The 13,302-nt window shown below is 37.0% G+C and carries 12 protein-coding genes; 3 read left to right on the plus strand and 9 right to left on the minus strand.

Annotation, left to right across the window (positions count from 1 at the left end; all coding sequences use genetic code 11):
- Positions 1–137: 137 nt before the first annotated feature.
- From FHR85_RS12090 to FHR85_RS12130, 9 genes are all read right to left on the minus strand, one after another.
- Positions 138–734, minus strand: coding sequence for a YhcN/YlaJ family sporulation lipoprotein (locus FHR85_RS12090; protein ID WP_167263629.1), 597 nt, complete (start codon positions 732–734; stop codon positions 138–140).
- A gap of 86 nt (positions 735–820) precedes the next feature.
- Positions 821–1,516, minus strand: coding sequence for an ABC transporter ATP-binding protein (locus FHR85_RS12095; protein WP_167263631.1), 696 nt, complete (start codon positions 1,514–1,516; stop codon positions 821–823).
- 9 nt (positions 1,517–1,525) lie between these two features.
- Positions 1,526–2,527 (minus strand): ABC transporter permease, encoded by a 1,002-nt coding sequence (locus FHR85_RS12100; protein ID WP_167263633.1) that lies wholly within the window; start codon positions 2,525–2,527, stop codon positions 1,526–1,528.
- A complete protein-coding gene (locus FHR85_RS12105) occupies positions 2,524–3,684 on the minus strand; it encodes an ABC transporter permease (protein ID WP_167263635.1) in 1,161 nt (386 codons plus the stop codon). Before FHR85_RS12105 ends, FHR85_RS12100 begins: the two co-directional genes overlap by 4 nt.
- Positions 3,685–3,703: 19 nt before the next feature.
- A complete protein-coding gene (locus FHR85_RS12110; RefSeq protein ID WP_167263638.1) occupies positions 3,704–5,125 on the minus strand; it encodes a hypothetical protein in 1,422 nt (473 codons plus the stop codon).
- Between the two features lie 143 nt (positions 5,126–5,268).
- The gene (locus FHR85_RS12115) at positions 5,269–6,669 is read right to left on the minus strand and encodes an anti-sigma-I factor RsgI family protein (protein ID WP_167263640.1); all 1,401 of its coding nucleotides are present in this window, start codon (positions 6,667–6,669) and stop codon (positions 5,269–5,271) included.
- A complete protein-coding gene (gene sigI / locus FHR85_RS12120; RefSeq protein WP_167263642.1) occupies positions 6,669–7,406 on the minus strand; it encodes an RNA polymerase sigma-I factor in 738 nt (245 codons plus the stop codon). The genes FHR85_RS12115 and sigI overlap by 1 nt, the downstream gene beginning before the upstream one ends.
- 60 nt (positions 7,407–7,466) lie before the next feature.
- Positions 7,467–8,276, minus strand: a complete 810-nt coding sequence (locus FHR85_RS12125) for a S1 family peptidase (RefSeq protein ID WP_167263644.1) — start codon at positions 8,274–8,276, stop codon at positions 7,467–7,469.
- A 129-nt stretch (positions 8,277–8,405) separates the two neighbouring features.
- Positions 8,406–9,416, minus strand: coding sequence for a TIGR00341 family protein (locus tag FHR85_RS12130; protein ID WP_167263647.1), 1,011 nt, complete (start codon positions 9,414–9,416; stop codon positions 8,406–8,408).
- Positions 9,417–9,516: 100 nt separating this feature from the next.
- Between FHR85_RS12130 and FHR85_RS12135 the strand changes: the two genes are divergently transcribed.
- The 3 genes from FHR85_RS12135 to FHR85_RS12145 are packed head-to-tail and all read left to right on the plus strand — an operon-like array spanning position 9,517 to position 13,285.
- Positions 9,517–10,989 (plus strand): spore germination protein, encoded by a 1,473-nt coding sequence (locus FHR85_RS12135; RefSeq protein WP_167263649.1) that lies wholly within the window; start codon positions 9,517–9,519, stop codon positions 10,987–10,989.
- A gap of 45 nt (positions 10,990–11,034) precedes the next feature.
- Positions 11,035–12,150 (plus strand): GerAB/ArcD/ProY family transporter, encoded by a 1,116-nt coding sequence (locus FHR85_RS12140; RefSeq protein ID WP_167263651.1) that lies wholly within the window; start codon positions 11,035–11,037, stop codon positions 12,148–12,150.
- Positions 12,134–13,285 (plus strand): Ger(x)C family spore germination protein, encoded by a 1,152-nt coding sequence (locus FHR85_RS12145; protein WP_167263653.1) that lies wholly within the window; start codon positions 12,134–12,136, stop codon positions 13,283–13,285. The genes FHR85_RS12140 and FHR85_RS12145 overlap by 17 nt, the downstream gene beginning before the upstream one ends.
- Positions 13,286–13,302 lie beyond the last annotated feature (17 nt).

Raw genomic sequence — 13,302 nt, forward strand, 5'->3', positions numbered from 1 at the left:
ACCAAGGAAATCCTTGAATTATAGAACGCCTATTGAGTGTTTCATGGATCACGTCGATGACAGTATGTTGTCTCGCTTAATTTGACAAATGAATAAATAAAAAGATGGAGCATGACCGAGCTCCATCTTTTGCGTGATTATCGTTCTAAATTCGGAAAAACGCGATCTAACATAGAATTAAATTCTTCAAAGAACCCTTCAACTGGATCGCCTTCATCAGCACGTTCAACATAATCGTTAACCGTGTCAAAGAAATCAGCATTAGCAGATACATAAACATTATCTAAATCTGATTTCTCCGATTGAACAACGTCAGAAACCTTTTTCTTAACTTCATCACTGATCTCTTCACGATTATTATTATTCATGACAACTGCTACATATGCATTAGTATCGCCAGTCATGACATAAGCACGATTTACTTCTTCAACCTGACTAGCTACTTCTTCTGCCGCATCCTCTGCTACATCGAAACGGTTTTGATTATTATTTTGATTCATTCCATTTCGATTGTTTTGTTCTGTTCGATTGATTTGATTTTGACGATTGTAGTCATTTTCTGTATCGTTTACATCCATTGGTTCTTCTCTCTGATTACGATCTAAAGCCTCATTCTCTCTTGTTTGTTGATAATCTGATTGCCCGTCATTATCCATCATACCCGTGTCATCACCCTGACATGCTGCTAGAAGCGTAACTAACAGAACAAACGAAAGTACAAACATCCGTCGCATAAAATCAGCCTCCTTTCCAACTTATTCAATCGTTAGTATGGAAATAAGAAGCTAACATTATGCTGATGAGTTAATTCCATTTATTTCTATCGACGTAAGGCAAACATTTTTCGTAAATCAGAACCAGCATAACGACTGTATTCTCTTTGTTTTAGGTCAACTTGTGAGATAGGAAAGCGATCAATAAGTTCTCCATCATCTAAAACCCACATCGTTTGGGCAATATGCTCAATCACATGCCAATCATGGCTAATCAAGACAATCGTTGAGCCTTGTTCATTTAATTGATGTAACCACGTCAGCATATCGTGTTTAGTCGCTAAATCAACACCAACAAAAGCTTCATCTAATAGAATAAGTTGAGGTTCATGAATTAAACCAACAGCTAAGTTCAATTTCCTTGCCATGCCGCCACTTAATGTTTGCACTTGGTAGTCAAGTATGTCTTTTAAACCTAAGACATCGATCATTTCATTTACATAGTGTTGATTAGTCTGTTTTGTCATCTTCTGATAATAAGTTAAATGATCTCGAACAGTCATGTGCTCAAATAGAGCCAACTGTTGCGGCACATAGCCTATTGTAATCTTTTCCTGACTCTTATTTTCGCATGTACCAGAACTTGGCGTTTCCAAACCAGCCATTAGATTTAGTAATGTAGATTTACCCGCACCATTCGGTCCAAACAAACTAATACAATCACCCTGATTAATCTCACCTGATATATTTTTGATCAATTCATTCTTTTTTCTTTTATAAGTCACATTATTTAATACCAACATCTAAACACCTCAACTTACTAACCAAAATGGAAGCCAAATAAGATACCAATTTTGAAAGGTTAGCATATCCCATTCGACTAGCAACACTAATGCCACGCTTATTACTGTATAAATCGTTGTTATAGCTATTAAAACGTGACGTGAATGAATGATAAAACTCAGCAACCAAATGAAGATTAAAGATAATACACTAACCAATGCCAAAATCCCATATTGACTATGGTCTAATGCAATTAAACTTAGCCATTCATTAATTCCAACGAAACCTACTAAAGTAATTAAAATCGTACTTAATACCACATTAACCCAAGTCAAATGCAAACGAAGTTTACCACGAGAAAATACAGCTAATCGACTGAAGACACCTCTATTTCGCCATTCATATAACCATGAGGAAAAATAAACAATAATTAACACGAGGTATGCCCAAACTAACGCAATCGGCCAGTTTGATGAATCTTCAACTTCATTTACATTGGATTCATATGTCTTGAAGTTCATTTGAAACAATGGCTCAGGTCGAAAGAATTGATTCCCGTATTGATAAACTTCATCCCATGTTGCCATTTCCGTATCACCTGTTACGATATTAGCCGCTTCAGAACGAACAATGTCTTCCATCAAGGTAGAAGCAAGATACTCTTTAAATAAGCCATCAACTAAACTATGCTCATGCCGATACCATGTCAATAAATTCTCGGTTTCACCTTCTTCAACCTTCTCCTGTAATTGATTTTCGACAACAAAAATAGCTTCAACGTCACCACGTTCTAGCTGATTTAAATTTAATTGACCCCTTAAGTTCAATGAAAAAGATTCACGATCATTCAATCGATTAACCATCTCTTCCACATAAGACTGGTTATAAGGATCAACGACATCAATTCTGACTTGAGTGTTCTCTGTCGTCTTTTCAACAAAGGGAAGAATAACAACCAAAATAAGTAGTGGTAGACCTAAAATTGTCAACAAGGTAGAACGACGCCAGAGCATTGATTTAACAATTATCATAGTCGCTCACCCCTTCTATAAGTTAGTAACCACAGCACGATCACTAACCCTACTACCAACCCTAATAACAAGCTCCATTCTTTAAATGGAACATCATGACTGTTGAACAATGTGTAAAAACTATTTTGTACAACCTGTAACCCTTCCACTCTTAAGTAATTCGGCAAATACGCAACAGGTAACAAGACACCTGATATCACTAACAGAACGAGATTAAAAAACGCACTCAACATGAGAACAACTGTCGATGTTCGCCATATCTTCTCAACGATTAGATAAATGAATACCATAATCATCATGATTAATAACCATTGGATACTCACATAAATCGGATTAAAATCCATCCTAAAAGTTGTAATACTAACCAAAACTACTATGTACAGTAACATAAACGAACTATAAAACAAGGCTTGGCTAATCCCCTGCTTAAACGAGGTGAAACCTAATAATCGAAAACGATTCTGTACAATTTGAAAATGTCTGGGTCTAAAAACTAAGACGAAGAATAAAAACGTCATAAGAAGTACCGAAGCATTCATTGCAATATAGCCTTGTTCTTGCCAAGACAAGACGGAATGATCCGTTAATTGCTGTTCATCAAACAATTGATTGCGGCCTAAGGTTAACCAGGTAAAATGTAGGGTCATGTCTTGAATCAAGGCTTGCCGATCATCAGAATCACTAAAATGCACTACTGTATTCACACCACTTTGCGCTGCTGTGATATAGTCTTCGCCACTTTCTAAAAGTAATTGTGCCAGTCTAGAGGAGAAGGGTTGTCCTTGATTTAAATAGACATTTATAGGCTGATTGTGACCCTGCCGCAATTGTTCTGTAAAACCTTCAGGCACATGCAAAACAGCAGCTACATTTTCTTTATTTTGATATGATTCGACTGATCCTGTTTCGTTTTGAAATGTTATGTAATCATTTAACGATTCATCACTTGATAATTGTTCTATAAGTGCATTCGTTTCAAATGTATTGTCATCATCAATCACCACGAGTTCCACATCATCTATTTCAGATTGTGCTGTGTGAAAAATAATTAGGCCGACCACCGAAAGAATGAGTAATGGAAATAACAGAACTGTTAAGCATAGGATAGGCGATTTTAACACACGCTTCCATTCCCAAATTAAGTAATGCCCTATCATAATCGCCTTCTCCTCCTTATTAAAACGGCAATTCTAATTGATTCTCAAACAATTGCTCTGGATTTTCTGTTAGATCCTTTAACGTCTTCTCCCATTCTTCGAGCATGTCTGGTTCGAACATCTCTACTTGACCTCGATCAACAGACTGAATATTAACTTCCTCAGAGAATTGATGCTGCCGATCAATGGATAGTTCCCAATCTTTAAAAGGGAGTTCTTGATTGATTGCGTCTTGATCATCAATGGACACGGATAATTCTGTATCATGTGTCGAGGTCTTGTCAGTTTTACTATACTGATTGACCAACTGACCACTGGCCAGTTGTGACACGTCATTGTTAGCTATTTTTAGTTCAAAACTTGTTTCACTTTCATCAGATGTAGCGTTCGTTTGCCAATCCAGACGAATACCCTCAGCAAACTCAGATATAGGATAGTCTATGATTAAGGTTTGCTCACTTTTTATTTGCTCATCTAACCGTTCATCACTAGAAGCATCAAGTCGGATGTCTAATACGGTATCCTTTTCTTCATTTGTAACGAGAATTTGCCCATCAACCACCATACCACCATTTAAAGAATTAGATTGTAGGGAAACTTGAACATCAAACACTTGCTCACCATTGACTACCGTCGTTTTCCATGTTCTATCCGAAACAAAATCATCTTCATACGTTGCTGTATACACCATCTCACCATCGACTTGAAATGATTTTAATTGTTCTTGTTGTAAATCACTGTTTGTGATCACTTGCTGCCACACTTCATTCGCTTGTGATTCGCTTAATGTTAGATTAATTTGGTCCTCTTGATGATTTAATGCCGTTTCTTCAACCTTTAGCTCTTGAAGAAATTCCATAAATGTTTGAACAGTACTTAGACCTGTTCTTTTCCCCTCATCACTCGAAGATTTGTCTTGATTATAAAGCGTCGGAATGTAAGACACGTTTGTTTCATCAAAGCCTACAGCATAATCGAGCCAATCCGTTATATTAAGCACTGTTAATTGTTCATCTTGATAAACCGAGCCCTCTAACCAATCAAGGCCAAGAGTAGAAATATCCCAGTCATATTGAGCATGGGGGATGTTTGGGTTCATTTTCCGTTCAGCAGACATTGTGGTAGACATAAGCAAACTCGTCATAGTCTGGTACTGACTAGAACTAGATGAACCCACTAAACCAATTTCAAAATTAGTGATCGAAGGGTCTAATGCTAGTTGATTATTTATAGATGAACGAATTGGTTGATCAATCCAAAAATGGTCCTCTATTTGGTCAAGTGTTTCTTGTTCTGCTTCAATATAATTCGTTAAAGGATGTTGATAGGCCCATATAACAATGGTTATAACCGTAACAATTAGAATTATGGTCAGACTTAAGGCAATCTTCTTCCAAGTTTTGTTCCAGAATGTATCATATAGCCACTGTTTTATTGCCATCAAATCATCCTTATTTGTTATAGAATAGTTTCATTATACTATGTTTAACAAGCTGCGTTAAGAATAGCTAAAACAAAAACAGTACGCCTTTAAGACGCACTGTTAACCATTAATCTTCATCTTTGTTTTGACCTGGTGGCCCGTCATCCCCCAAACACGGGGTGACCATCTTTTTCGCTATCTTCTTGATCTGATTCTTTTTCATCCGACTCTCGATCACGGTCTTCTGATGATTGTTCTCTTTCTTCTGATTCATCTTTGTTTTTATTTTGTCCAGGCGGGCCATCATCTCTGAAAACTGGATGATCATTTGACTTTTTTGACTTGTTATCTTTTTGTTGGTCTTTTCTTTCTTCATCTGATTTCTCATCATTCGAATCTCTTTCTCGGTCTTGTTGATCAGATGTATTTTGTTTGTTCTTAGATTCATTCTCGTCTTTATTATGCCCAGGTGGGCCGTCATCTCCGAACACTGGATGACTATCTGATTTTTCCTTACCCTTATTCTTTTGGGAGTCTTCTTCCTTCTTGCTTTGACCTGGTGGCCCATCATCTCCGAAAACAGGGTGGCCATCTGATTTTTGACTTCCCTTATTCTGTGTTTCCTTCGATGGATCTTTTTGTTCATTTCCCTCAGATTGAGTATCTGTGAATTTGTCTCGTAAACCTGGCGGGAGCTCATCACGATTCATTCGTTCAAAGAATTTCTTAAACTTTTCGTTCAAAGATTGTTTTTGATTAGAATCTTGTTTCTCAGATGATGAAGCATTTACGTTGGTTTGTTCATCAGATTCATGATTTTCATCACTGGACTCTTCATTATTATTGGATGATTCAGTTTGGTCAGAATCTTGACCAGATTCATTTGAACTTTGGTTCATCAGTTGGTTAGAAGCAAAGAGAATATTCATAGAAGTACCTTCTTGTTCGGCTTGCTCACGTATTTCATCTGGCACTTCAAACCAAGCAAAATCGTAATCTTGATTAAATTCCGTCGCTAAGTCATTAGATAATGACTCTAAGTAAGTATCATTATTGTTAGATTGATTACTCGCATAATTAACCCCTAATAATATATTACGATCAACATCTAAGTAACCTTTCTCTTGGCTTAATGTCACAATTGAAGTGGAGATTTCTTGTAATGATTCACCTTGTAAATCACCCATTTCTGACAACAATTCAGATCCGTCTTCGTTTAAACCTTGGGCGTTTATAATTTGATAAGAATCATTCACTTCAAATGAAAAACTCGGGTTAATATCGATGTTGACGTAAGCATATGTCTCTGATGAACCGTTCGTCCACGATAATAATGGATATATAATAGCTAAGCACAACAGGATTGCGGCAGCCGCTTTAAGTTGGGGTGATGATACATACGAGCGTAATATTGACCACAACCCTGATTGCTCATTTAAAGGTGTGAACTGAACTTCTTCACCAATTGTATAACTTGAATCGATTTTTGTTTTATAAAAACCACCTTCAGCGGTCATGACAATCGCATAACGCTTCTTTCGTTCAACAACTATGCCTTTCACTAACTCACCCCCTGAACGTATTCTTTCAAATACGTAAAGTCTTCACACAGCAAGACAAATACAGCCAAAATATACTTGCGATTTCGTTCAATTGTTTTTTTACTCACTGAAACATGTGGTTCTATTTGTTTAATGGGGAGTCGTTTTTTATCGAGGACATGTTGACGCAATGCTTCATCTTCATAAACATAACGCGCCACTTCCTGTGCTGATTGCCTCGCATCCACATGTTTCGGTGAGAAATCTGCTAATTCCGCAAATGAGAGCTTAAACTCCTTAAGTCGCTCATTATACTCTTGTATTTCAATTTGTCTGTACCAATTGTCTTGTGTTTTGGCGTATTCATCTTTGGAAACTTGTGATATACGCCATTCAGCCGTTTGCGATTCATCATCGTCTTCTACCTGATCAAGTGATACGGAATGAAAATGATCAGTTTGTTGGCGAATAAAATCGATCACTTTTCTGGAGATGACTAATTTCGCAAACGTTAAAAAAGAGCTTCCTTTGTTCTTAGAATAAGTATCCATCGCTTCATTAAATGCAATGAGTCCGATACTAAATTCATCATCTTGTTCTTGGTCAATGTAACGTTTACACACGTTGGATACACATTTGGCGATAAACGGCTGATAACTCGATAACAGATGATGACGGGTTTCTTCATCCCCATGCTGAACAGATAACACCTGTTCTTCGAGGGGAACGTCTTCTGTCTTTTTTAGACGTTGTAACACCCCTCATCACCCCCAACTATTATATATTTTCGTAATTGTCCACCATTTTTTGGGGACTTATTATTGATTCAAATCATGAAAGGCTTCAATTGGAATAGCAAGTCCAATTCGACCTCGTTCATCATCTTTTCTAGTGGCAAATATAACAGCCACAACCTCACCAGATTGATTAATGACTGGGCTACCACTATTCCCGCTATAGATTGGAGCATCTAACATGAGCACTGGTGATTCAATGTCCTCTGAAGACGTCTCACCAATAATTTCACCTTCGTTTGCAATGCCACTGAATCCAAGTGGACTACCGATAAAATAAAAAGGCTCACCTTGGGTATAATTTGTTTCACCAGCTAACGGTAATGTCGCACTTCGTGTTTCCTCATGTAAGTCTAAGATAGCTAAGTCCAGCTCTGGATAACGTGCTTGCACAGACGCCCCATAAGGTCCGTCTTCTTTAAAATAAATTTGTAGACGCTGTTGGCCTTCAATCACATGGTCATTTGTCAGTACTTTTTGACCATCCGCAAAAGCAAAACCCGTTCCGCGACTATCCCCAGCATCAATGGTTGCAATTGCTTTTCGGTAAGATTGCACTTCGTCATCAGCTAATAATTGTGCCGAGGTCTTCAAAAAATCAATAGCTGGAATAGACACCATCACGGGTAAGGTAGCGAATATATTAATCACCATAAACAACGCAATGAGCCAAAAAAACCATTTGGGAATTCGGCGTTTACGTTTTGTTTTAGGTTCATGTTCTTTTTCAGTATATCGTCTTTCATTTAATAATTCTTTAATCTCATCTTCATTCAAGTCTTCATATAAATCAGATTCATCTTCTGTTTCGAGTCGTTTATCGTCATCTTGCATAAATATCCCTCGATTGCTTAACGTATTGACTTTAAGCATATCGCCTAAACAATTGTGACGCAAGGTATACTGCTTTGCATTATATCAAATAAATTAACTCACATGTATAACAATGCGATTACAAACTGTTTACATGCTTAAAAACAATACAACTAATAGCGTAATAAATATAACCGCAACCACAATAAATGATAAGAGCCGTGATACATTAATCGTCACTTCTTCCTTCCACTTCATCGGACGAATGCCACTCAAGAAGAAAATAATGATCCCACTTAAAAAAATACAAGTGACGTTCGTCATAATAAGTAAAAATGACCAGTACGTATCAATCCATAATGTCTGACCAATTGAAATCCCAAATGTAACTGTTGGTGGCAATAATGCGACAGCTACCATGACACCAACCATCCCACTTGAGACGCGATTTAATAAAGCCAGTGCACCAGCCGCACCAGAAGCAAGCGCGATAATCACATCTGCTAATGAAACAACTGTCCGTGATGTATACTGCGTCGTCTGAGTACCAGCTTCAAATAAAAAACCAAACCCTGCAGCAATTAGAACTATAATAATAAAGCCAAATAATAACGTCACAAATGCACGCCACAAGCGAAAAACATCACCTAACACCGCTGCAAATGATACCGAGATCGCAGGGCCAATTAAAGGTGCAATAGCCATAGCTCCAATAACGACTGCTTCACTATCATTAATAAATCCCCCAGTTGCAACCATGGCTGAGAAGACAATTAATAACACGTAGTTCATCGTAAATTGACTTTTCTTCTCAATCGTGTGCATCAATTCTTGCCTGCTGGCACGTAATAATTTACCTTGATCATCTTCATCATCTTCTTGTTGTTCATCAGGATTATCACGTTCCTCAATTGTTTCCCTTGACATATAAGTGTTCACAGGAAAAAGAATCGTTTCAAAGCCATCTGAAAGGGTTGATACCGCTTCTAAATAATCTAAGACATCTTCTACTTCCTCATCATCTACAATCATTCGTAATAGGATACGATCCTCTAATTCATCCGCTTTCCACACACTTTGTTGTGAAAAACCATCTAGGGCTGGTTTGACGTTATCGTATTGTTCCTTTGGTATATAAACTTCAATTAATTGCATACTCATACTTCGTCACACCTCATGCATCTATTTGCGTTTTAGTGTGTACATATTTCTAGCAATTCATCACATACTAACGCTAAATAGATACGTAAGGGAGTTCAATATGAAACGTCGATTCCGTCAGTCGAGCTATTTTCCATGTAAGATCGAAACATTACAACAAGACTTATTCACTGACTTCTTCAATTCCTCACCTGATTTAGCTAGTAAGACAGTTAATGTAGAGGGACAAAAAGCACTAATTATTTATATGGATTACTTAGTCAGAGAAGAAGAAGTCTATAACCATATCACCTCTAAAGTTCAAGGTGCCAAACAATTAGATTACCAAACAATCGAAAGTGAAGTTCCTGTTACTGATATTATGGAATTGAAAACTTTAAACGAAATTGGTGGGGCACTCATAGAAGGCTATGTATGTGTCTACATAGAGAAAGAAAAACACTGTATTGTCATTCCTGTTCCAAGAATTGATCAACGAAAGCCAGCTAAGGCTGAAACAGAATCACTTATCTTCGGTCCACAGATCTCATTCTCTGATTCGATTGATGTGAATATGAACTTCATTCATAAACGACTGGATACGAAGACACTGACCGCCGAAAAATTCATCATTGGCGATAAGATTCCAAGTGAAGTAAGACTCATCTATTTATCTGATATCGCTAATGATGAAGCCGTACAAGAAATGCGGAGTAGATTGAATTCTTTACAAGTCGACGATGTTTTAGATTCATCAGCCTTAACACAATATGTTGAAGATAATTCTTATTCCATATTCCCGCAATTTCTTGTCACCGAATTACCTGATCGTTTTTGCTACTCTTTGAAAGAAGGACGTGTCGGATTACTTGTTGATAAAAGTCCTACAGCTGTCATTGCACCCGTTTCATTTCTTAGCTTCTTTCAAACAACAGAAGATATTTATACAAGATGGAATATGGGTTCATTTATTCGCCTAATGCGCCTTGTAGGTATGTTCTTATCAATTATTCTAACACCTTTATATGTAGCAGCCTTGACTTATCATTATGAAATCATTCCTGATGCATTACTCGTCTCACTTGGACATTCTAGGTCACGTGTTCCATTTCCACCCTTGTTAGAAGCGTTAATACTGGAATTCCTAATTGAATTAATTCGTGAAGCGGGGGCCAGGCTTCCCACAAAAGTTGGTCAAACAATGGGTATTGTGGGTGGTATTGTCGTCGGACAGGCAGTCGTTCAAGCAGGTTTTACAAGTAATATCTTAATTATTATAGTGGCACTGAGTGCTCTGGCATCATTTACAGCACCCAGCTACTTAATGGGATCAGCTATACGTATCCTTCGCTTTCCACTTATTATATTAGCTGGATTTTGGGGTTTCATTGGAATCATGTTTAGTTTTGCGTTTATTTCGATTCATTTGATTAGACAACGCTCACTTAATTTCCCTTATTTTGTTCCAATATATCCGTTTCAACCTCGTGACTTTGATAACTCATTTATTCGTTTACCTTTTCTTTGGAGTTACAAGCGTGCGTATTCAAATCGCCCGAAAAAAATCCGTCGTTTCAAGAAACCTAATCGTTAAAACTAAAATTCCCATGACGATAAACTGTTTAGAATAGGTGCTATTATGCCAGAAAATCTCAATATTCCTGATCATAAAAAACTTAAAGCTATTTATTTAGTTATTGTTTTACACACGATGCAAATAGGTGTTGGTATTGCTGGACATCCACGCGTTGTATTTCTTGAATCCGGCCGAGATAGCTTTATCTCCATATTAATTGCAGCTATCGCATTGCATATTGTAATAGCCTGTATTGTATACGTGCTGAGAAGTTTTGATGGTCAAGATTTGCATGGTATTTTAGCTCAATTTTTCGGAAAATGGTTCGGAAAACTCATAACATTTTTGTTTATCATATATTTCTTTTTATTGTTTATCAGCGTCTTAGTTAACTATATTGAATTTGTTCACGCATTTATTTTCCCCGACATGTCTTCATGGTTTATCTCTCTTTGCTTACTCTCACTCGTCTTATATGCTGTATTAGGTGGTGTAAGAGTGGCGGTTGGGGCATGTATTGTATTCTTTTTTGGGTCAGTTTGGATGTTTGGGTTACTCATTGAACCTATTACCTATATTCAATATGATAACTACCTACCGATGTTTGAAGCATCACCACGTGAGCTAATGAGTGGTGCGCTCAAAACTTCTTATACAATCATCGGGTTTGAACTGCTTTGGTTTTTATATCCATATTTAAAAGACAAAAACAAAGTTCATCGATATAGTCAATTAGCGATGTCACTCACAATTTTATCAGTTCTCTTTATTACATTTGTTTCAATTGGTTTTTATAGCAATAATCAACTAGAAGACAAGATATGGCCTCTGCTATCCACCATTAAGATTATTTCGTTCCCTATGTTTGAACGATTTGACATTGTAACAGTTGCTTTGTGGATGATCATTATATTACCGAATCTTATTTTATTTTGTTGGATGACTAGTATGAGTGCTAAACGCGTTTTCGGCGGCAAGGAGAATTATTACATGATTACTGTATGTTCCTTAGCTTTTATTGCTCATTATTTCTTTGATAGTCGATACAATGTTAATTTCTTTACGAATTATGTCGGTCAAGCTGGTGTTATTTTCGGTTTTGTCGTTCCGATACTATTGGTTCCCTTCGCCATGTATTACCGACGGAAAGGAGCCAAACAGCATGCAAAACAATCGTAAAATCACCCTTTTGATCGTCGGCCTACTATCTATGATGATCATACCAAGTTGCAGTCATTCAAAAGATGTTATTGAAAAATTAGGCGTTGTATCAGCCTACGGATTTGATCAAAATGAAGAACAAGTTTTAGAGGGGACCACTGTCTTATACCAATTTAACCCTGATATTACTAATGCTTCACAAATCATTCATAGTACCGGTAGTACTTTCAATATGGTGCGATCAAATGCGAATAAAAAATCAGGTTATAAAATCGTAAATGGTAAACTACAAACATTATTGTTTGGCCCAACTATTGCTAAGAAAGGAGTTTTTCCTTACTTAGATACAATTGAACGAGATGCAGCTATATCTGATATGCTTTATGTCACAATCTCCGAAGAACCTGCGCGCGACATATTATCGGCTTCAAATTACGAGGAGGCACCCAATATAGGTGTCTATTTAAATCGCCTTGTTGATACAGCCGTACTTGACGAGAAAATTGTGAGCAGTAAGTTCCATGAATTTATGCGAGATTATTTACAAGTGGGACGTGAACCGCTAGTTCCGATTATTTCCATAAAACAAAATAAAGCAGCTATTGAAGAGGTTGGAATTATGCAAGGTGATAGCCATGTCGGGAGCTTTTCAATGAAAGAGATATTTTTTGTTAGATTGCTAAGAGAGGAATTTAACGAGGGACGACTCGATCTAGAATTGGAAACAAAGCCCTTTCAAGATTATATCAAGGAATACCAGGGGGATAACCGTGAAGACAAAATGTTTATCGTCATTGATCAACTCCAGAATAATTCCAAAATAAACTTAACGAACGTTGATCATTTAACTTATGAGGTTGATGTGAGTATACACGGTCGCATTGTAGAAATGTCCCAACGAATGAACCTAGACAAAGCCGCGCCGTTAAGGAAACTAGAAGAAGAAATCGATAAAAAAATTAAAAAAAATTTAGAAGCCGTTGTAAAAAAGGCACAACAAGTTAACGCTGATGTCTTTGGATTTGGTGTAAAATATAATAACCGAACTCGTGGTGAAGAATTAACCCGTGAGCAATGGCAAGATTTGTTTCCTAACATCGAAGTGGATTTTAATGTTTCTACTGAAATTAAACGATTTGGTATTGTTCAATAAAATAAATGGCGAATTAG

The sequence above is a fragment of the Alkalibacillus almallahensis genome (genome assembly GCF_011761495.1).
Taxonomy (GTDB): domain Bacteria; phylum Bacillota; class Bacilli; order Bacillales; family Alkalibacillaceae; genus Alkalibacillus; species Alkalibacillus almallahensis.